19 protein-coding genes and 2 tRNA genes are annotated in these 21,597 nt (G+C 43.5%); 16 read left to right on the plus strand and 5 right to left on the minus strand.

The genetic code is table 11. The features are described from left to right. Together AC4IFO_RS14885 and AC4IFO_RS14890 are read left to right on the plus strand one after the other, a co-directional pair. On the plus strand, positions 1 to 203 hold a 203-nt coding region (locus AC4IFO_RS14885), incomplete at its 5' end, for a hypothetical protein (RefSeq protein WP_490735487.1). 77 nt (positions 204 to 280) lie between these two features. Beyond that, positions 281 to 356 (plus strand) — tRNA-Asn (locus tag AC4IFO_RS14890). A 54-nt stretch (positions 357 to 410) separates the two neighbouring features. Here the strand turns inward: AC4IFO_RS14890 and AC4IFO_RS14895 are convergent. Continuing rightward, entirely contained in the window at positions 411 to 1,313 is a 903-nt protein-coding gene (locus AC4IFO_RS14895; protein ID WP_490735489.1) for a LysR family transcriptional regulator, read from the minus strand. 131 nt (positions 1,314 to 1,444) lie between these two features. Here AC4IFO_RS14895 and AC4IFO_RS14900 point away from each other — a divergent pair, with 131 nt between their 5' ends. The 8 genes from AC4IFO_RS14900 (at position 1,445) to AC4IFO_RS14935 (ending at position 8,154) form a co-directional block, all read left to right on the plus strand. Continuing rightward, positions 1,445 to 2,983, plus strand: coding sequence for an MFS transporter (locus tag AC4IFO_RS14900; RefSeq protein ID WP_490735491.1), 1,539 nt, complete (start codon positions 1,445 to 1,447; stop codon positions 2,981 to 2,983). 23 nt (positions 2,984 to 3,006) lie between these two features. Beyond that, the gene (locus AC4IFO_RS14905) at positions 3,007 to 4,059 is read left to right on the plus strand and encodes an HlyD family secretion protein (RefSeq protein WP_490735493.1); all 1,053 of its coding nucleotides are present in this window, start codon (positions 3,007 to 3,009) and stop codon (positions 4,057 to 4,059) included. Next, entirely contained in the window at positions 4,059 to 4,832 is a 774-nt protein-coding gene (locus AC4IFO_RS14910) for a siderophore-interacting protein (protein ID WP_490735495.1), read from the plus strand. Before AC4IFO_RS14905 ends, AC4IFO_RS14910 begins: the two co-directional genes overlap by 1 nt. Before the next feature lie 21 nt (positions 4,833 to 4,853). Further along, complete coding sequence (locus AC4IFO_RS14915) at positions 4,854 to 5,297, plus strand: universal stress protein (protein WP_490735497.1); 444 nt, start codon at positions 4,854 to 4,856, stop codon at positions 5,295 to 5,297. 248 nt (positions 5,298 to 5,545) lie between these two features. Continuing rightward, positions 5,546 to 5,621: transfer RNA gene (locus tag AC4IFO_RS14920), tRNA-Asn, on the plus strand. A 180-nt stretch (positions 5,622 to 5,801) separates the two neighbouring features. Continuing rightward, entirely contained in the window at positions 5,802 to 6,851 is a 1,050-nt protein-coding gene (gene pyrC / locus AC4IFO_RS14925) for a dihydroorotase (RefSeq protein ID WP_490735499.1), read from the plus strand. A 237-nt stretch (positions 6,852 to 7,088) separates the two neighbouring features. Then, the gene (bssS, locus tag AC4IFO_RS14930; RefSeq protein WP_490735501.1) at positions 7,089 to 7,343 is read left to right on the plus strand and encodes a biofilm formation regulator BssS; all 255 of its coding nucleotides are present in this window, start codon (positions 7,089 to 7,091) and stop codon (positions 7,341 to 7,343) included. A 217-nt stretch (positions 7,344 to 7,560) separates the two neighbouring features. After that, on the plus strand, positions 7,561 to 8,154 hold the full coding sequence (locus AC4IFO_RS14935) for a LuxR C-terminal-related transcriptional regulator (RefSeq protein ID WP_490735503.1): 594 nt from the start codon (positions 7,561 to 7,563) through the stop codon (positions 8,152 to 8,154). Positions 8,155 to 8,200: 46 nt separating this feature from the next. On the opposite strand, the gene trhO is transcribed toward AC4IFO_RS14935, so the two are convergent. After that, positions 8,201 to 9,247: an oxygen-dependent tRNA uridine(34) hydroxylase TrhO gene (gene trhO, locus AC4IFO_RS14940; protein WP_490735505.1), complete on the minus strand. Its 1,047-nt coding sequence runs from the start codon at positions 9,245 to 9,247 to the stop codon at positions 8,201 to 8,203. Positions 9,248 to 9,524: 277 nt separating this feature from the next. Here trhO and AC4IFO_RS14945 point away from each other — a divergent pair, with 277 nt between their 5' ends. Both AC4IFO_RS14945 and AC4IFO_RS14950 read left to right on the plus strand, forming a co-directional pair. Beyond that, positions 9,525 to 10,157 (plus strand): DUF1007 family protein, encoded by a 633-nt coding sequence (locus AC4IFO_RS14945; protein WP_490735507.1) that lies wholly within the window; start codon positions 9,525 to 9,527, stop codon positions 10,155 to 10,157. Continuing rightward, positions 10,148 to 11,155, plus strand: a complete 1,008-nt coding sequence (locus AC4IFO_RS14950; protein WP_490735509.1) for a nickel/cobalt transporter — start codon at positions 10,148 to 10,150, stop codon at positions 11,153 to 11,155. Before AC4IFO_RS14945 ends, AC4IFO_RS14950 begins: the two co-directional genes overlap by 10 nt. A 159-nt stretch (positions 11,156 to 11,314) precedes the next feature. Here AC4IFO_RS14950 and ttrA read toward each other — a convergent pair whose 3' ends face one another. From ttrA to ttrB, 3 genes are read right to left on the minus strand one after another with little or no spacing between them, the layout of a single operon-like run. After that, positions 11,315 to 14,389 carry a tetrathionate reductase subunit TtrA gene (ttrA, locus tag AC4IFO_RS14955; protein ID WP_490735511.1) on the minus strand — a complete coding sequence of 1,025 codons (3,075 nt, stop codon included), beginning with the start codon at positions 14,387 to 14,389 and terminating at the stop codon, positions 11,315 to 11,317. Beyond that, complete coding sequence (gene ttrC / locus AC4IFO_RS14960) at positions 14,382 to 15,428, minus strand: tetrathionate reductase subunit TtrC (protein WP_490735513.1); 1,047 nt, start codon at positions 15,426 to 15,428, stop codon at positions 14,382 to 14,384. Before ttrC ends, ttrA begins: the two co-directional genes overlap by 8 nt. Next, the gene (gene ttrB / locus AC4IFO_RS14965; protein WP_219249147.1) at positions 15,410 to 16,147 is read right to left on the minus strand and encodes a tetrathionate reductase subunit TtrB; all 738 of its coding nucleotides are present in this window, start codon (positions 16,145 to 16,147) and stop codon (positions 15,410 to 15,412) included. Before ttrB ends, ttrC begins: the two co-directional genes overlap by 19 nt. Positions 16,148 to 16,401: 254 nt before the next feature. Here ttrB and ttrS point away from each other — a divergent pair, with 254 nt between their 5' ends. The 4 genes from ttrS to mdtG all read left to right on the plus strand — a co-directional run bounded on the left by ttrS (position 16,402) and on the right by mdtG (position 21,348). Continuing rightward, on the plus strand, positions 16,402 to 18,159 hold the full coding sequence (ttrS, locus tag AC4IFO_RS14970) for a tetrathionate respiration histidine kinase TtrS (RefSeq protein WP_490735515.1): 1,758 nt from the start codon (positions 16,402 to 16,404) through the stop codon (positions 18,157 to 18,159). A 116-nt stretch (positions 18,160 to 18,275) separates the two neighbouring features. Then, on the plus strand, positions 18,276 to 18,872 hold the full coding sequence (gene ttrR / locus AC4IFO_RS14975) for a tetrathionate respiration response regulator TtrR (protein ID WP_490735517.1): 597 nt from the start codon (positions 18,276 to 18,278) through the stop codon (positions 18,870 to 18,872). 72 nt (positions 18,873 to 18,944) lie between these two features. Beyond that, positions 18,945 to 19,889 carry a Kdo(2)-lipid IV(A) acyltransferase gene (locus AC4IFO_RS14980; RefSeq protein ID WP_490735519.1) on the plus strand — a complete coding sequence of 315 codons (945 nt, stop codon included), beginning with the start codon at positions 18,945 to 18,947 and terminating at the stop codon, positions 19,887 to 19,889. Positions 19,890 to 20,109: 220 nt separating this feature from the next. Continuing rightward, positions 20,110 to 21,348 (plus strand): multidrug efflux MFS transporter MdtG, encoded by a 1,239-nt coding sequence (gene mdtG / locus AC4IFO_RS14985; RefSeq protein ID WP_490735521.1) that lies wholly within the window; start codon positions 20,110 to 20,112, stop codon positions 21,346 to 21,348. The last annotated feature ends 249 nt before the right edge of the window (positions 21,349 to 21,597 follow it).

The following is a 21,597-nucleotide window of genomic DNA, read 5'->3' on the forward strand; positions in this document are numbered from 1 at the left end:
TCCGTATGTCGCTGGTTCAAGTCCAGCTGGAGGAGCCAAATTTAAAAAGCCCGCTTAATGCGGGCTTTTTGCTATCTCGCATTCACCATCTCCATTCTCATATATTCCTCACTTATATTCGTGTTATCTACCTTCCTCATTTACTTAAAATCAGCGGTTTAGGAACAGATAATCGCCAATTTGTTTATTTAACACCCACTTGACCATTTTTTTTATTTTTATGCTTTACAACAGGAAACAGGATGGGTAATATGCGCCTCGTTCTCAGGAACAATGCAATTCCTCCATAGTTCAGTCGGTAGAACGGCGGACTGTTAATCCGTATGTCGCTGGTTCAAGTCCAGCTGGAGGAGCCAAATTTAAAAAGCCCGCTTAATGCGGGCTTTTTGCTATCTGACGTTTGTTACTCGTTATTCTTTCTCAAGAAAAAATTGCTTAATCGTTTGACGTAACCATTGGTGTGCAGGGTCTCTATCCAAACGGGGATGCCATGCTTGCACAATAAAGATGGACTCCAACTCAATGGGTAATTCAATTTCAACCAGCGGTAAATTAATGCTTTTCACGCCCTGCAATACATGGCGAGGCAACGGTAGGATATAATCAGACTTCATCGTTAGCATCATCGCAGAGTGAAAGCTCGGCAAAGTCAGCGCAACCTTACGTTCCAGCTTTAAATCACGCAGCGCATCATCAATCGGCCCTAAAGTACGCCCTCTTCGCGATACACTAATGTGTGGATAATGCGTTAACGTTTCTGGTGTCACATTACCCAAAATTGGGTGCCCATGACGGACTAGCGCTTGGAATGTGCTTGTGAATAAACTTTGGGCTTTAATTTCAGGATGCCAATCCCGTGATGAACCAATAACCAAATCCACTTTACCACTGCGTAAAAAGTCGTCCTCAGAATCACTCTCTGCAATAAACGTTAAACTACTGCGCGGTGCCATCTTACGTAAGGTTTCTAATAAGCCACCACCTAATGCCCCAATAAAAATATCATTCGCCCGAATGACAAATGTTCTTTCAAGGGTTTCGGGATGAAATAACTCATCAGGCTCAATTAATGCTTGAGCCTGAGCAATAATCTCAGCCAATTGTTGTTTAAGCTCTAACGCCCTCGGTGTAGGAACCAGTTTTCGCCCTGCTCGCACTAAAATAGGGTCTTTAAATTGCTCACGTATACGGCCTAAAATGCGGCTCATTGCAGGCGCACTTAAATTCATTTTTTCCGCAGCACCACTAACACTGCCCTCTTCCAGTAATAAATTCAGCGCATAAATTAAATTAAAATCAATTTTCTGTGGCATATCTTCCCTCGCCCATGGATTGCATTTTTTGCAATAACTTAATTACATCATTTCATTTTAAACAATCAATCAAAATTTAGATACTACTGCACAAATTGATAGAACAGTGATTGAAATAGCAGGAGTTTGAAATGGTTGATGCGTCTATTACGCAACCTCATAAAAACAAATGGATAGCCAGTGCCGGTGAAATCAATGGTCGCACATGGATGGGGCTATTTGGCGTTTTTTTAGCGGTCATGGCGAGTGGCGTAGGAGAAAACGCTAGCAAGTTCGCCCTTGGCGATATTCAAGGCGCAATGGCGTTAAATATTGATACAGGAAGTTGGTTAATCACCTGTTATGTCACAGGTTTTGTTATTGGCTCGGGTTTTACACCGTGTTTTTGGCCGACATTTTCATTACGCCGTGTTGCCTTAGTGATGTGCTCAATTTACCTCTTGGGTGGGTTAATCACACCTTGGTTAGGGGATCACTATACAGGGTTATTGGCAATCCGTAGTTTGCAAGGCTTCGCTGGTGGTGCTTTACCTCCCATGTTGATGACCGTAGTACTGCGCTTTATGCCACCACTAATTAAGGTTTTAGGGTTAGGTGCTTATGGGTGGGTTTCCGCATGGAGCGCCACGTTTGGTGCCACCGCGGCGGCCTTTGCATTTCACTGGGGATGGAGCGGGTATTTTTATTGGAATTTGCCGTTAATGGCTATCGCAACCATCTGTATTGGCTACGGTTTACCCCAAGATCCCCTTCGATTAGAGCGCCTGAAACAATTTAATTGGCGTGGTTTAACTCTTGGGGGAAGTGCCTTAGCGATGCTTACTGTGGGAATATCCCAAGGTGAACGTCTCGATTGGCTAAACTCTTCACTCATTTATGTCTTATTAATTGGTGGGTTAGGGTTACTTGCTCTGTTCTTAATCAACGAATGGTATCACCCATTGCCGTTTTTTAATTTACAGCTGCTTGGCAAACGAAACCTTTCGTTTTCATTAATAACCTTGGGTGGAGTTCTATTGATTATGGTTTCACTAGTCAATATTACTTCAGGTTATTTATCCGTCATCCAAGGGTATCGACTCGAACAGACCTCGGACATGATGCTGTGGGTATCACTCCCCCAACTGATTACGTTGCCTATCGTTGCAATTATTTGTAATACCCCGAAAGTGGACTGCCGCTGGGTACTAGCCATCAGCTTGTTGTTGATGGCAACCGCCTGCGTACTTGCATCGCAGCTTACCCCTGATTGGCATGGCAATAATTTTAAAACCATTTCTCTACTGCAAGCCATAGCGCAACCAATGGCCGTTATTCCGTTGTTGATGATGGCAACTGGGGGGCTTTTACCGACCGATGGCCCTTTTGCCGCAGCATGGTTTAACGCAGTCAAAGGCTTCGCAGCAACGGCTGCGGGTGGAGTGATTGCTCTATTAAACCGCCAGCGTGGTGATTTTCACTCCGGTGTGATTGCCGACAGTTACGGCACAGCCTATCGCACAACCTCAGAATCTATTGGTGAGCTAACCCAACTTGCCTCCAGCCAAGGTTATGTTCTGGCGAGCTCTGACCTTTATATGTTGGTTTCAGGTTTAGCACTGCTGTTAACAGGGCTAATTGTTGTGATGCCAACCCGTATTTATCCGCCACGGTCTGTGGCCGCGGCTTAGTTATTGATTATCAGGAATTAACTATGAGTAAAATTAAAATTAATAAAGGTGTTGCACTGGCTATTGCAGGCATTTTAGTCGTTGTTGGCGGGTTATTAATTAATAAATTCGCTATTAAAAAAACGATGCAAAATACCAATGATGCTTATATTCGTGCCGATATTTCACGAATTTCACCTCAAATTTCAGGTGTCGTTACCCAAGTACTTGTTCAAGACAATCAATGGGTGAAAGAAGGCGAATTATTAGCGGAAATCGATCCTCGGGAATTTACTGTCGCGCTAGCTCAAGCGACTGCACAAGAAAACTCAGCGCGAGCGCGCCAAGATGATGCAAAAGCCAATTTAGCACGCCAACATGCATTAATTTCTGCGGCCAAAGCACAATTACAATCAGCACAAGCTGAACTGCAATTTGCTTACCAAGAAAAAACGCGTTATCACAAAATGGCGACAACAGGTGCGGGCTCACAGCAAGCAGCGCAACAGGCAACGACTCGCGTACAAACGATGGCAGCCAGTGTTGCACAAGCGGAAGCATCGTTAAAAGCGGCTAACAATATGTTGCAAGTTTTACAGGCTAAACAAGCTGATAGCAATGCTGAACTAACATTGGCACAAGCAAAAAAAGAGATGGCAAAACTGAACCTGTCTTATACCCGCATTACCGCGCCGATTGGTGGGGTCGTGGGTAAAAAAAGCCTGCGGGTGGGTGAATTTGTTAAGCCAGGTGACGCACTAATGGCGATTGTCCCCCAAGACAAGCTTTATATTATTGCCAACTACCAAGAAACCCAGTTGCAGAACATTACCCATGGACAACCTGTCGATATCAGTATTGATACATTTCCAGGTCAAACCCTTAAAGGCTATGTTGACAGTATCGCACCAGCATCAGGCGCGAGTTTTTCCCCTGTCGCGCCTGAAAATGCAACAGGTAACTTCACAAAAATTGTACAACGTATTCCTGTGAAAATAATCTTTGATATCAATAAAGAGAGTGCTGCAACAATGAATGCGCTACGTGTTGGTATGTCCGCTGATGTGAGTATCAATACACTGGATGGGAGCCGCTAATGAACAAGACAATGAATAAAATTGTTGGTGACATATTAGAAAAAGATACTAGGCGTAAACGAGAAGCCACCGTCAGCGCGGTGCAATCATTAACAGAAAAAATGCGGCGCGTTACCTTAAGTGGCAATGATGTTGATAAATTTTTAGATGATTTAAGAGCTTACGAACCAGCAAGTTGGGTCAAGGTATTTTTTCCTTGGAAAGAAAGCTTGGCAGGTCGAGCCTACACTATAAGTGGAATCAATAAAATTAATAGAACCATAGATATAGATATGGTTTTACACGGTGATGGCCCTGCCTCTTGTTGGGCAGAAAATGCATTAGTTGATGATAAACTCGGATTTGCAGGGCCTTGCTCTGGGGGATTTAAACCTTTACCCGAAGCAGGTTGGTTGCTTTTATTAGGGGATGAAACCGCTCTCCCCGCGATGCATCGTATTCTTGATTCATTGACTGAACCGATGCCTGTTTTCTGGTTTGCCGAAGTGAGTAGCGAAAAAGAAATTCAAACACTTAATTACCCTGATTTAATCGTCAATAGCTGGCAAATTCGTGACCGCCATTACGATAGTGTGATGAATAGCTCCCTTGTTCGAGCAATAACTCAATGCGCTTTACCTGCAGAGATAGGCCAAGTTTGGTTAGCCTGCGAGCAACAAATTGCGGTTTATTTGAAAAATCATTTTATCAATGAAAGAGGGATCCCCAAAACCGCCCTTTTCGCGAAAGGCTATTGGAAAAAAGGGGAATCCAATTTTAAAAGTGCGGTTTAATCCGCTAATTAGGAGATAAAAATGATTAAAAATATATTGTTGGCGGTCGATAGCTTCGAAAATAGCAGTAATGCTCTCAATTTTATGCAATGCATGACAGGCTGTATTCACAATGTGATTGTCTTAACTGTTGTTGATAATACCTTTGCGCTCAGTCGAACTCCGCTAAGTGAAAATAGTGATGAACGCGATGAGTACCCAGCCGCTCAGCGGGAAGAAGCCTTAGCACAGAAGCAGCTAAAGGATGTTACCAGTGCATTGACAAATATGGGGTTTAAAACACAAGGCCTGCTTGTCGCAGGGACCCCTATCGAAACAATCCCCAGGCAGATGGAAAAACATGACTGTGACTTACTGATTATTTCCCACCGTCATCTTTCTTCATTTAGTCGCTGGCTAAATACGTCGGTCACCCGGAGTTTACTGGATGATATTTCTCAGCCCGTTTTAGTGATCCCGCGTTAGCGTATCATATTCGCAATGATGACAGTGGTTACCTTTGTTAACCACTGTCATCAATACGTTAAAGACACAAAAAATCACCATTACTGTTAAATTTTTTCTCTTCTGTTCTCCTTCAAAAGATTACCACCCCTCATTTTCGAGCAAACTTCCCTCAGTTCGCACAGATAACAGGCAAACAAACATTTTTTCGATATTCTCCTTTGACAATCCCTTTAGAGGAAGCTAATATCCTCTGCGTACCAAGGAGTTCCTCCATAGTTCAGTCGGTAGAACGGCGGACTGTTAATCCGTATGTCGCTGGTTCAAGTCCAGCTGGAGGAGCCAATATTTAGAGAAGCCTGCTTAAAGAAATTTAAGCAGGCTTTTTGCTTTCTATTATTTATCTTTTTTCTCAAAAAGCATTTAATCATCGATTCCCATAGCTATTTTTTCCCTTTCGCTTTATCATTCTTTCCCGGCCTGAGCGTTCGCTCATCACTCACCTTCCCTTATGGAGCCGGTTTAATGACTACTGTAACTACCCTAACGATCCGCCGCCCTGATGATTGGCATGTTCATTTTCGCGATGATGATATGTTAAAAACGGTCGTTCCCTACACCAGTGAGTTTTTTGGCCGCGCAATTGTGATGCCAAATTTAGTTCCGCCCGTCACCACCGTTGAAGCTGCTAAAGCCTATCGTGAGCGCATTATCCAAGCAGTTCCGCAAGGTCACCAATTTACCCCACTCATGACCTGCTACCTGACAGATGGAACAGACCCCGTTGAACTTATCCGTGGCTTTAAAGAAGGCGTTTTTACCGCGTGTAAATTATACCCAGCCAATGCAACAACCAATTCGAGCCATGGGGTTTCTGATATTAAGAAAATATACCCTGTGTTGGCCGCAATGGAAAAAGCAGGTATGCCGTTGTTAATTCATGGTGAAGTCACTGCTAGCCATATTGATATTTTTGACCGTGAAGCACTGTTTATCGAACAAGTCATGCAACCATTACGCGCCCAATTTCCAAACTTAAAAGTGGTATTCGAACACATCACAACAAAAGAAGCCGCACAATATGTTCTGGATGCCAACGAATTTACCGCTGCGACGCTAACACCCCAGCACCTGATGTTTAACCGTAACCATATGTTAGTGGGTGGAGTAAGACCCCACCTCTTCTGCTTGCCTATTTTAAAACGCAATATTCACCAAGAAGCACTTCGCTCTGCGGTTGCATCGGGTTGTGACCGTTTCTTCTTAGGGACGGATACCGCACCTCATGTGCAGTCACGCAAAGAATCTTCTTGCGGATGTGCTGGGGTGTTTAATGCGCCAACAGCGCTGGCTGCTTATGCAACCGTGTTTGAGGAATTAGATGCTTTAGCGCACTTTGAAGCCTTTTGCTCATTGAATGGCCCTAAATTCTATAATTTACCTGTCAATGAAGGCTATATCACCCTAACCAAAGAACAAAATATCACTTGCGAATCCATTGATTGCTGCAATGATAAATTAATTCCGTTCTTAGCCGGTGAAGATTCTCGCTGGTCAGTTGCTATCAAAAAATAGGTGCAAAACAACCTATTTTAATTGTTATGAGGGAAGTTTTTTTCGCTTCCCTCTGTAATCTCACCAGCTATATTCACTTCATTTGTGCATTTCCTGTCATTTATGCAAAAAAAATATTTTATTTACTTCCTTATTAACGAAATCTCCTTATACTGAAAGTGGATTCATTCCAAGAAATTTGCTCTTAGTCAGTTATAGATATTTATTATTTATCACGCTGTTTGATTAGGAGGTTTTATGAATAGAAAAGATGATGTCATTCAAACTCACCCAGTAGTTGGCTGGGACATCAGCACCGTAGATGCCTATGATGCCATGATGTTGCGTTTGCACTACCTCCCCGAACAAGATAATAACTCAAGCGATGCTGTCGTGGATAAAACCATGTGGCTTACCACGGATGTCGCAAAACAATTGATTGATATTCTTCAAGCTGGCGTGGATAAAATAGAGTCAGGGGAATACATCGAATTTAATTTTAAAACACACTAAACGATTAAATGGATATTTGAGTTTTCAATATCCATTCCTTAAATTTATTGTTCACCACCAAAGTAGTTATATTATATATAACTACTTTTTTATTTTTATTGTTTTGGTCAAGTTTAATTTTAATTAACGATTTCATTCTTTATTTTTATTATTCCTCAGTTGACTTTCCTAGCTATTCCCCTTTATTGTAATACTCTTTCGAACAAGGACGTTCCCAATGAAGATATTAGTTATTGACGAGTGTTATTATACAAGGCTTGGCATCACCGAATATTTATCAAAAAATAAAGATTTAAATTTTATTAGTACTGGGTGTTTAAGTGAAGCTATTAAATCTATAAATAAAAACTCACCAAGTATTGTTCTCGTTAATTTAACCTATTATTGCCATTATTCTAACTATTGTCCAACCTTACGAGGGTTATTAAATCTATCAGGCAATATTCGTTTTTATATTTATATCAACGCCCCTTACCCATTAACCGACAACCCATTGTTATTGAAAGATAACTTCTTTATTTTATCCAAAAATATTATTATTAAAACATTGGACAAAGTTATTAATGACTATGATCAAATAGAAAAAATAACCAAATTAACCAATAATACAGAGACATCTATATTTACAGTGAAAGAGCAAAAAATAATTAATAACTGGATGAATGAAATACCCAACCATATTATTTCCAAAAAATTGGGGATAAGCAACAGTACGGTTTATTCACAAAAACGCCATATTGCAAGTAAGGTTTTCGTTAAAAATAGAATTGAACTGTTTTTTATTTACAATGTGTTTAAATATTTATATTAAATAAAAGCCCTAGAAAGGGCTTTTATTATTTTAGCGTGAGCTTAGATTAATTATCACTATTTAATAAGCCATCAGATAACCGGTGGCGAGATTTATTAAAAATTTTATTGCTTACTTCACGGCCAGCACGACGTGCGCGTTGCTCTTGCTCTGGCAGTTTCATTTCTTCATTGCACGCAGCGCTACAACAACCTTCATATTTTTCAGCGCAGGTTGGGCATTGAATGAACAAAAGGTGGCAGCCATCATTACGGCAGTTGGTATGCGAATCACAAGGTGCCCCACATTGGTGGCAGTGCGCCAACATATCATCAGTAATGCGCTCACCCATACGGTTATCAAAAACAAAGTTTTTTCCTTTAAAACGTAAAGGTAAACCTTGCTCTTTTGCTTTACGCGCATATTCGATAATACCGCCTTCCACATGGTAAACGTTTTTAAAGCCGTTATGCAGCATGTAAGCACTCGCTTTTTCACAGCGAATCCCACCAGTGCAATACATCACGACATTCTTATCTTTTTGCTCTTGCAGCATTTCTACTGCCATCGGGAGCTGCTCTCTAAACGTGTCCGATGGAACTTCTACTGCATTTTCAAAGTGACCAACTTCGTATTCATAGTGGTTGCGCATATCAACAAACACAGTATTCGGGTCATCAATCATTGCGTTAACTTCATGCGCTTTGAGATATTGCCCTGTATTCGCTGGGTTAAATGTCTCATCATCGATGCCATCAGCAACCACACGATCGCGCACTTTCATACGCAGAACCCAGAACGATTTTCCATCATCATCAATAGCAATGTTTAAGCGCAAATCATTTAATGCAGGATCTGTGCGATAAATCAGTTCACGTAATGCATCAACATTAGATGCTGGCACGCTAATCTGTGCATTAATGCCCTCTTTGGCAATATATACACGGCCAAATACGCTTAACGCTTTGAATTGTTGATACCATTCATTACGAAATGTAGCAGGGTCTTGAATATTAAAATACTTATAGAAAGAAATGGTGGTACGTGGCTCCGTTTCAGCCAACATGCGTTCTTTGAGTATTTTATTTGAAACTTGGTTATGTAACACTGGCATGGTGTTCTCAATTCCTATGTAACTAGATAATATTTAAGCAGTTAACCTAATGACATCCAACAACACAACCACTAGGTTATTCGCTTATATTATCGCTGTTATTGTGTTAATAAAAAACCCTTTATTTTAAGTGGTTTTGTTATTGAGATATGATTAAATCGTTTAAACTGCCATATTCTTATTTTAGTGACGCATTTTAGTCATATTTCATTATTCACGATTTACGTTCGTTATGTTATAACATTGGGAATTCAAACCCTTTAAACAGTATAAAACGATGCGATTACTTCCTTTCTCTTTTATTATGCTAACGATTATTGCCCCACAGGTCGCAGCTCACCCCCACAGTTTTATTGAAATGAAAATGACGCTTGAAACCAAACAAGATAACTACTCAGGGATCCACTATGTTTGGAAAATGGATCCGATGACCTCAGCGGATATTTTGTATGAACTCAAAGGGGTAAAAACAGATGATCCACGCTGGAAAAAACAAGAAGCCATTGTAATGGCGAATGTATTAATGCAGGATTATTTCACTGATTTCTATTATCAAGGAAAAAAAATCAGTTTTAAGCGTGTACCTGAGAGTTACCGACTTGAAAAAGATGGGTTTTCTTTGGTATTTAATTTCACCGCATCATTAATGCAACCGCTGCCAATCAAAGATTCTCATGTGACTCTTCAGACTTACGACCCTTCATTTTATGTCAGTATGACCTACCAAAACTCGCAGCAAATTACGCTACCTTTAGAGCTTGCCGCCACCTGTAAATTGACGTTAGAAGAAGCCAATATTACAGACTCCATACGTGCCTATGCGTTTTCATTGGACAAAAGTGATACACCAGATGAAGACTTAGCACTCGGTAAGCAATTTGCACAGCGGGTGGATATTCAATGCCCTTAATTTCGCTACGTAATTCAAAATGCCTCGCTGCGGTCATCTTATTGTTGCTTATCGCTTATTGCGCCTTGCAGGTTTACACCCATTGGGGTTCATGGCTACACCTGAGTATTGTTTGGCAAAAACAGTTAAACCAAGGGCTATCTTACCTACTCCAAGAAACAGCGACTCGGCCATTTTATGCGGGGGGATTATTGGTCGTTGCCAGTTTCGCCTATGGTTTTTTACACGCCCTTGGCCCAGGACACGGTAAATTAATCATCACAACGTATATCGCCACACAGGCCACTCACTTAAAACAAAGTGTGTTCATCAGCTTACTGGCATCCTTATTACAAGGCTTAGTGGCAATTTTGCTGGTTTCTTTTGTGCTAATTTTATTCCAGCTCTCCACCAAACACCTAAACCAAGCCAGTGCTTATGCAGAGCAAATCAGCTACGTTTTTGTGATCCTGCTGGGCGCATTTCTTTGTGTAAGTGCGATACGTCGTCTTTGGCAAATCAGCAAACCCAAAAAGCCAGCCGCTTTAACGTTACGAAGTATTCAGCCACTCAATCAATCAAAAGCAAAAATTATTTATAACACGGCGCAAACGGAGTCCGCTAGCTGTGGTTGTGGGCATCAGCATGTTATTCAATCTGACCAGCTACAAGCAGGGTTCAAAAGTAAATTACTGATTATTCTTTCGATGGGGATCCGCCCATGCTCAGGCGCAATTTTGGTGCTGTTATTTTCCTATGTGATTGATGCGTACGTTTGGGGAATTATTGCGGCGTTGATGATGGCAATCGGCACAGCACTCACAATCTGCTTAATTGCTGTGTTCGTTCATCTTATGCGTGATAGTGCACTGCGTGTTTCACGTCTAAAAGGCGCTCAACTGTCACCGTATTGGGGAATTTCGCTTAAGATTATTGCTGGGGTGCTGTTTGTGCTGATGGGTGCTTTGTTGTACCAAAGCGGTACGATAGAACAAGCAACTTCACCATTACTGCATTAAAAAAGGGAGGGCTCCCCCTCCCTGGCACTTGCCGAAGTCACAGTGCGATAAGCACACTGTTGATGCGCAATGTCAACTGCTTAAAACAAAGTTGCCGACCTGCAACGCTATGCAGAACCCTGCAAGGTAGCAACTTTTTACTACTACGTTAAAACCTAGCTAGCTGATTAACTCTATTTTCGCCGGTAAACCTTGGCGAACAGAAGCACCCGATACCCAGTCAAGCCAAGTATTCGCTACTTCACGTGTTGGGTCAGCAAACCCGAGGTCGTTTAAGTTAATGCCTGAACCATTTGCTGCGTTCATTGGCATAGGTTGGCCGTCTAAATAGTGCTGTTTTGCGCCCATTTCGGTATGGCCATAACCATGCTCAATCGCGAGTACCCCTGGCATCACGCCATCCAATACACTCACTTGAGCCTCTGCATTTCCACCCGGTGTGGTGATGCGGATCCAATCACCGTGTTTTACCCCCATTTTCGCAGCATCATCAGGGTGAATAGCCACAAGGTTGGTCGGTTTAACATGGCGTAAGCGTTCAATCACAGTGGTTGAACTGCTCATCACATGGGATTTAAATGACATCAGTTTCAGCGGCCACTCTTTTTCAGGGAACACTTTATTGACATCATCGCCGTTCGCCATACGTGGTGGGTAGTAGGTTGGACAGCCACTGTAACGCTCCCCCGTAATCGCATGGCGGTTAATCGCGACGGTTGGGTTCCAAATTTGTAACCCTTTTTTCCACTGTGGTCCTGTCGCATCGCCATCCCACGCTTTTTCATACGGTGCAAAACGGCCACCGCGTGTGAAGATGTAGGCCACACGGCGCACTTCTTCTGGTTTTAGCGTGCGAGTGATCGCAGGTAAAATACGTTCAACACCACTGATTTGGATGTCTTCCGTTGCCGCTTCCGGTACCGGTTTTTCCCCTAACCACGCCATATTGGCAGCGACACGCAGGTAATAGTCTTCCGCAGTATTGAGTGAATGCATATTGCCATCCATATCCTCAATCACGTTGTCACCAAAGCCCGGTAATTTCAGTTCTTTTGCCACTGCAATACAGAAGCTTTCCATCGAAACTGGCTGTCCATCTGCGGTTTTCGCTGTACGGGACTCAACAATTGGCCAACGCGCCGTACTGGCTTTGACTTGAACACCCGACCACGGCGCACTGAAACCCCAACTCTCAAAGTTATGGGTATCTGGCACAATGTAGTCCGCCAGCGCAGTGGTTTCATTCATAAAGGCATCGATACCAATAATTAATGGAAGATGTTTTGGGTCTTTCAGTTTTTCTTCCATCACTTGGCGAATACCCGCAATGCCATATACTGGGTTCGTCATATTGGTGATCCACGCTTTAAGGGCATATGGATAACCCATCAATGCGGACGCCAATTGCTCGGTTAATTGCCCTTTGGCAAACGGATACCAAGGTGCTTTTGCTGGATACGGTTTTTCGCCTGCGGCTAATCTTGCTTTAAATTCATCTGATTTTTCATAGACTTCATTACTGCGTGATAACACAACACCTTTTGGCTTCACCTTGCCTTTGTAGCTCGCCATGTTGTAACGTGGGCCGTCGTTCTCCCCGTTAAATTTACCGCCACCAACAGACACACCGCCTTTCAGGTTTAAATTACCAATCAATGCGTTAAGCATTATGACTGACCATGCTGTGTAGAAGCCGTTGCCCCCCATCATACCGCCATGGGAAATGACCGCCGCTTTTCTATCATAGGATGTTAAGGCTTTGCCCAGTGATGCAATAGTTTTCACTGGTACATGGCAGCGTTCGCTATATTCTTCAAGCGTCATGCGATTTGCTGCTTCTTTTAGGCATTGGAAGCTCGATTTCACCGTGACTTCACTGCCATCGTGTAATGTGACTTGGCGGGTAACAAACAGCTCCGCTGCAGGGACATCATCTGCCAGTTTCAATTCGCCAGCGGCATCTTGAACTAAGTACGCTTTTTCATCATCCCCTTCCCCAGTGAGATAAGAGGAGATTAATAATTTGCCTGCTAATGGATGCGAATCATCGGTAATGACCAAATGGGTTGAGTTAGTCCAGCTTTTCTCTCCCATGCCTTCCATTGATTTTTCACTTGGCACACTGAGGTATTTTGCATTATAGCGCTCGTTTTCAATGATCCAGCGGATCATCCCCATCACTAACGCCGCATCAGTACCCGGTTGTACAGGCACCCAGTGACCGTGGTCATTGGCTAATGTTGTCGTCAATGGCAATGCAGGTGAAACAACCACATAGTTAAAGGAATCACGTAAACGCGCTGTCGCTAACTGGCGGCCTTGGCGTTTGAACGGGTTCCCCGATTGTGCCGGAGAGGTTCCTAGGAATAAGGCAAAACGCACGTTATCCCAATCGGGTTTGACGTGGGCGTTTTTGTCCAAGTCATCCATCAATGCCCCTGAACCTGCGCGGTAAGCGAGACCACAGTAAGAGCCATGCGCCCCGAAGTTTTTGCTACCAAAGCCGTTTTGCGCAAAGCGACGAATAAAGCCATCACGGCCATCATCCCCTGCGTTAGTCACTAACAGTTGGTTCGCTTTCGAGCCTAATTTCGGTTGTGATGGGTCTAATGGCGTTTCGAGGTCACGAATGGCTCTTAACCCATCCACATGGCCTTCACCGAATAAATCGCCGCCTTCAACCACTTCTTTAATCAGTTGTTCAAAGCTAATGCGTTCCCATTTACCTTCGCCGCGTTTACCGACACGTTTCATCGGCTCTAAAATACGCAGTGGGCTGGTTAAGCCTTCCATTAACGTCGCACCACGAGCACAAGCCGTTGAGCGATGCTCTAAACCTGACTCGCCACTCATTTTGTTGAACGCCGTTTTTAATGGCATACCATAAGGGAAATGCTCTTCGTGAGATAACGGGTGGTACGGGTTACCCGCGATACGCAGCACTTCATTTTTCGCTGTATCGACACGGGCACGGATGCCACACTGAGTCCAGCAGCCAAAACATTGGGTCATTGCAACAACTTGCTCTGGGTTTTCCTGCCAGCCTTTCAGCGCTTGGCCTTCTGGACGCAGTGAGTTGCCATTAAGGCGGTCTAACGTGACTTTACCGGAGGTGCCATTAACCAGACCATCGACTGCACGTTTAGCCACATCACGGTAACTTGCACCAAATAACGCAATTCCACCGACAACTAAACCACCTTTAAGCCATTGACGTCTTGAGAATTTAGCCATGTTGCACTCTCCTCGCAAACCAGCGAACACCTTCACGAACAATAATTGTTAACGCAATCCACAGACCAAATGTGCCTACAATAGCCATCAGGCCGTCAGTACCCAGAGGGAAGTGGTAGGGATTCGCGATAATGTTATATTTTGGAACCGCTTGAACTTCCATCAGGAAAATCCAACGTAATGTCCAAGCAAAAGCCATCGAAACTAAGGCTAAAACTGTAATGTAAGGCACTGAACGGATAGCTTTTACGTTACTCACTGACATCGAAAATGTGATTAACCACAGCGCACAAACGCCCATCAGCATCCACCAGCCTGCACTTGCCGTATCTAATTGTTGGCGCACCGCGATACCCGAAGTGGTATCACCTGATAACCACAGTGCGAAACACACCGCAAATAACAGCAATGTAATGACTTGAAAACGGGCTAAACGGTTTTGGTATTGGGGCTCTTTACGCGCACCTAAACCAATCAATGCAGGCAGAACTTGCAACGCACTTAGGAACATTAATACCGGCATCCACCAGCTATACCAAATTGGACGTGCGTTTAAGACTGATGCTTCACGGCCGGTGTACAGCAATAAGCCCATTGCCGATAACGCCGCTAGCAATGCCACCCAACGTGTTGCTTTGAACTCTTTTTTCCAAATCATTTTCACAATCAGGGCAACAAAATATAAACCAATAAACGTGGTGAATAATGGTAATAAAACAGAGCCCCACCACATCCAAGACCACAGTGTTGGGTGTGCGTAGAAATGCCAAACCCGTGCAGTTTGGTGTAAATCTGCGGTTAACGCGAGTGGCGCGGTGATCCCCATGGTGATCGCAATAAACACCGAAATCATCTCTAATCGGCCATTTTCGCTTTTATTTTGCCAATGCAGGTAACACGCGTACAGCACAGCGCAAGAGGCAATTCCGATAAAGAAAAAGTATTGTACTGCCCACGGTAGCCAGAAAAATTCTTGTGGCTGAGCCATAATTTCAGAAATATATGTCACTTGACCGTCCATCAGAACACCTCCTGCCATAATGCGGGTTGCCCTTTACCTTGTAGCGGCTGCACAAATGCATCATCCAAACCGATATAGAAAACTTGTGGTAATGTGCCACTCTCTGGTTTGAGTACTTTGATCTCAGCTTCATGTTCAGTCAGCATTTTACGGATGGTACTGTTCGGGTCTTTTAAGTCACCAATAATACGCGCACCACCCACACAAGATTCGACGCATGCAGGTAATAAGCCGACTTCTAAGCGATGTGCGCAGAAGGTGCATTTATCCGCAGTTTGTGTGGAGTGGTTAATAAAACGAGCATCGTACGGGCAAGCTTGCACACAATAAGCGCAACCAACACAACGTTCGTTATCGACCACGACAATGCCATCTTCACGTTGGAAAGTGGCTTGAACAGGGCAGACAGGCACGCATGGTGGCGAATCACAATGGTTACATAAGCGCGGTAGCAATACGTTAGTAAAGCCCTCTTCGCCTTTCACTGCGACTTGGTATTGGTTAACAGTCGTTCTAAACTGGCCTTGTGGTGTTTGGTTCTCAACCGAGCAGCTCACAGTGCAAGATTGGCAACCAATACAACGGCGTAAGTCGATTAACATCCCATAACGTTTCTCTGGGTTGCCTTCATGACGTGTTGGAGATAGGTTTAGGCCAGCTTCCGAGATTGGAATTAACGACGCACCCGCCGTCACTGCCCCAATTTGTTGTAGAAATTTTCGTTTACTCAGATCCATAATTGGCTCCAGTATTGACATTGCTAATGCGAAAATAAAAGTTATTAATCAATATGTTATTTGTTTTACAAGCGTTATTGACAATCGGTTCAGTCCGGTTAAGATAACCGCAGAAATTCTTATTTCTCTTTAAAACTGGTGTGTTATCTTGGTAAAGCTTGTCGTGCCATTGTAGGAAGAGAGGAGCCAGCGCCCTATTGTGGTTTACCACATACCCGAAGCTAAATTGATCTAACGCAACGAATAACCCAAATATGTTAAAAAAAACGCCTATACCGTTGTATCACATACTATTAACCATGCTTCTGATATGGTCATTTCCGGCGATTTCCGCGCAATGGACAATCGGTGTTTTGGCTTTGCGCGGCCCCAGTACCACCCAATCTCACTGGCAACCTTTAGTCGATACGTTAAATGATTCAATTCCAGGGGAACATTTCACTCTCCAACCTTTAAATCTCGATGAAATGCGAGAAGCCATTTCCGACCAAAAGATTGATTTTTTGCTGACTAACCCCGCGCAATTTATTCAACTCGATAGCCGTTATCACCTGCGTTGGCTACTTTCCTTGCGTTCCGATGTCGAACCCAATAGCACCACACGCAACGTGATTGGCAGCCTGATCTTGGTGCGCAATAACAGTGATATTACGGAACCTCAAAATTTGATTGGCAAAAAAGTGGGAGCGATTTCCCCTGATGCTTTTGGTGGGTATCTCTTAGGCTATAAAGTGCTGCGGGATTTAGGCTATGACGCCGAAAAAGATTTTCAGATGCAATTTTTGGGCTTCCCCGCAGATGCCTTATTATATGCACTGCGCGATAACTCGTTATCAGCAGTCATTGTTCCGGTTTGTTTGCTGGAGAATATGCACAGTGAGGGGCTTATTGATAAAACTCAATTTCGGCCGCTCATTCAACATCCCAGTTCGCTATCTTGCCTGACCAGCACCGAACTTTATCCTAATTGGTCATTTGCTGCCCTAAGCGAAGTGCCGGATAACCTTGTCGATAAAGTCACTAAGACCTTACTCTCAACAGATAAAAGCGCAATGCGCTGGGGAGCCCCCGCCTCTGTGACCCAAGTGGAAACGCTTTTGCGGGATGTGAACCAACACCCCCAGCAACGGCAAATTTGGCAAGATATCGTCAGTTGGACAATCCAAAATCAAATTACCCTTGGCTTTGTTGCCCTATTTTTTGTATTGCTTGGGGTGAACCACGTGTGGATTGCCTTTTTAGTCCGCCGCCGCAGCCGTCAGTTAGAAGAAGCGCATAACCGGTTACGTCAGCAAGAGGCAAATCTGCAAAAAGCCCAGCGACTCAATATATTAGGGGAAATGGCATCAGGGTTTGCTCATGAACTCAACCAACCGTTATCCGCTATTCGCCACTATGCCGAAGGGTGTATTTTGCTGCTAAATAAAGGCGCAGAAAAAACCTCGTTAATTAATGCGTTAACAAAAATTGATAACCAAGCCCAACGTGGTGCGGATATTATCCGTAATTTACGCCTCTGGGCAGGTAAGCCGGGGCAAGACCCAACACTGAACCTAAGCCAACAATCTGTTAAGCAAGCCATTAACCATATTTGGCAGTTGTTACGCGTTGATCAGTACTACCCTAATGCTAAACTACTCTTACCAGACACCCATGATGTGTCGTTAATGCTGCCTGAGACTTTATTAGAGCAATTATTATCCAACTTGGTTAGCAACAGCCTGCAAGCAGGTGCCACCACACTAAGTTTTGGTTTCCATTTTGCTCAAAACCGTTTTTTATTAGTCTTACAGGATGACGCTGGTGGCATGCCATCTGAACAGTTAGAGCAAGGGATAACCCCATTTGCTACTACCAAAAAAGAGGGCTTGGGGCTCGGTTTAGTGATTTGCCAACGCCTGATCCAAAGCCAAGGTGGGGATATCCGCATTGAAAACAATCTCAGTGACGATGGGTTAAATGGCCTTAGAGTGACACTCATTTTTCATTATCCTGACAATTTGAATAACTAAGCACGGTTTGCCACGCAATTGATAACATTCAGATTAATTATATGTGACAATGGCTTTATTACGCTGACTTAAGCCTATCTAATAGAGTCACCTTCTACACGACGAGGTCTGTATTTATGCCAGTGATCCATCTAGTGGATGATGACACCGATGTGACCGATGCTTGCCAGTTTTTACTTGAAACGCTGGGCTACACCGTCACCGTCTGGAATGACAGTGAACAATTTATTCAACATGCTGCCCTGCATCAAGAGGGGGTGGTTTTACTTGATATGCGCATGCCAAAATTGGATGGTCGAGAAGTTCATCAGTTTCTGCGCGATCAACACAGCACATTAGCCGTGATTTTTTTATCTGGGCATGGGGATATCCCGATGGCCGTTGAGCAAGTGAAACTTGGTGCAGTCGACTTTCTACAAAAACCGATTGATAGCCAGCAGCTGGCAAAAACACTTGAACAAGCTCAGCAACAAACCACGCAATCCACCGAAAATTATTTGATTAAACAACGTTATGAAATGCTAACGCCTCGGGAAAAAGAAATCTGTCGCTATGTGCTTCAAGGTTTAATTAACCGTGAAATTGCTGAAGCCACCTGTGTTTCCGTGCGCACAGTTGAGGTGCATCGCTCCCGCGTGATGGAAAAAATGGCAGTAAGAAACATTGCTGAATTGATGAGTACCATGCAGTCAGTGAACTCATTAAAAGAATAATTTGATATAATTAGATTCAATTAAACCTAATTAATAAAGTTAACCATTACAAACTAAAATAATCGGATACTAATGATACCAGCTCCTGCTTTTCAAAAACGCCTACTTCATCCACGTTACTGGTTAACATGGTTGGGAATTGCCGTACTTTATCTTCTTGTTCTATTACCTTATCCCGTTATTTATTGGATGGGAACTCGCATCGGGTTATTCTCCAAGCGTTTCTTAAAAAAACGCGTACAAATCGCCGATCGCAATCTGCAATTGTGTTTCCCTGAGATGAGTTTGCAAGAAAGACAACGCTATATTGATAAAAATTTCGAATCTGTCGGTATGGGGTTATTTGAAACAGGTATGGCATGGTTTTGGCCTGATTGGCGTGTTAAGCGTTGGCTTAAAGTCGAAGGCCGTGAAAATATGTTAGCGGCCCAAGAGACTGGCCGTGGAATTATCGTGCTTGGCGTACATTTTCTCACCTTAGAAATTGGTGGCCGAGCCTTTGGCATGCTAAACCCGGGCATTGGTGTTTACCGCGCCAATGACAATATCCTCATTGATTGGCTGCAAACCCGTGGACGCTTACGTTCAAATAAGTACATGCTCGATCGCAAAGATGTCAAAGGCATGGTGCGTGTTCTGAAAGATGGGGAAATTCTTTGGTATGCCCCTGATCACGATTATGGCCCGCGCAATAGCACCTTCGCGCCATTGTTTGCTGTTGAAAAAGCTGCAACCACGAATGGTTCACAAATATTGCTTCGCTTAGCGAATCCACTTGTTGTTCCGTTTGTTCCTCGCCGTTTGCCCAATGGCAAAGGGTATGAACTGCTCATTCAACCTGCTGTGGATAATTTCCCAGTCGAAGACAATGTGGCAACCGCAACCATGATGAACCAAGTTATCGAAAAAGAAATTTTGCGCGCGCCCGAGCAATATATGTGGCTACATCGCCGTTTTAAAACGCGCCCACAAGGCGAAGCGTCGCTGTATGGGGATCTCGATAAAATTCATCATTAATTTATGACAAGACAGCTGTAGGCCTACCTAACAAAAAGTTTTCCCTAAACAGATGGAGAGTTTTTCTTAAATGAGTGGAAAGCTTTCCTTAAATAAGTGGAAAGTTTTCCCTAGATAGTCAGCCCTACAGCGAGGCGCCTAAATGAAGATATCCCAAGGAGCGTACACAAGTACGTGACTTGTGTAGCTGAATGATGGCAACAAAGCTGTAGGGTTGAATATGAAGGGAAATATGACGGGAAAAGGCACCTACTGGAAAAGAAACTTATACGTCGTCTGGTTCGGCTGCTTTTTAACGGGCGCCGCCTTTAGCTTGATCATGCCTTTTCTCCCCCTTTATATTGAAGAACTCGGCGTCAAAGACCACGCCTCGTTAAATTTATGGACGGGTGCCGTTTTCAGTATTACCTTCTTGTTTTCCGCCATCGCTGCGCCATTTTGGGGGCGCTTATCGGATCGCAAAGGCCGTAAATTAATGCTGCTTCGCTCTGCGCTTGGTATGGCGATTGTAATGGTATTAATTGGCTTTGCACAAAATATTTGGCAGTTATTGGTGTTAAGAGCCATCTTGGGCTTACTTGGCGGCTTTGTGCCTAATGCTAATGCGCTAATCGCCACACAAATTCCGGTGAAAAAAAGCGGCTGGGCAATGGGCGTTTTAGCCACAGGGGCGGTAAGTGGCGCGCTGATTGGCCCGTTAATTGGCGGGTTCCTTGCTGACCAATATGGCTTGCGCCCAGTCTTTTTTATTACGGCCACTGTGCTATTTATCTGTTTTTTCGTTACTCTTTTTTATGTTCGCGAGCGCTTTACCCCTGTTTCTCGCAAAGATGCCTTAACCAGTAAGCAAGTTTTTGCCTCCTTAAGAAATAAAAACTTGGTGATCAGCCTGTTTTTCACCACGATGATCATTCAAGCCGCAATGGGCTCTATTAACCCAGTAATCACCCTGTATGTTCGGGAGCTATCAAACTCTCTTGATAACTTAGCCTTTGTCAGTGGGGTCATTGCATCTATTCCCGGTGTTGCAGCGTTAATTAGCGCACCGATGCTGGGTAAATTGAGCGACCGTATTGGCCCTGAAAAAGTGTTATTGGCCGTTTTAGGCACTTCAATTTTCGTGTTATTCCCGATGGGGCTCGTGAGTAGCTATTGGGAGTTAGGCTTCCTACGCTTTTTATTAGGGGCACTCAACGCCGCCCTGCTGCCAGCGGTTCAGACACTGATTATTTATAATATTTCCCACCAAGTGACAGGTCGAATTTTCAGCTACAACCAAGCCCTGCGCGATGTGGGTAATGTAACGGGGCCGCTGATGGGGTCGTTTGTAGCGGCAACTTATGGGTTTAGAGCCGTCTTTTTCTTCACTGCGGCCTTAGTGCTTTTTAACCTTATCTATTCTTGGCTTATTATTCGTCGCCAATCCGATGGCCTGCGCGCCTCACCAACTGAACAATAATCCACCAGGCAGTTTTTAACCAAAAACCTGATGCTTTATAAGCTTTATTGTTTTTTTAACGAAAAAATAATAATTTAAATGATTAACTAACTGTTTAATAACAACTTAATCGATTCAAAATTCTTTCTTTTATTGTCAATAAAAATCCTGTATCTTCCCCTACCTTATCGTGAGAAATGAGAGTTATATCGACTTTTCACCTTAAAACTACGCCTTTTACAATAAATTCATTCTGTTTATAGGCGATTC

It is taken from the genome of Providencia sp. UF-224, assembly GCF_058245955.1.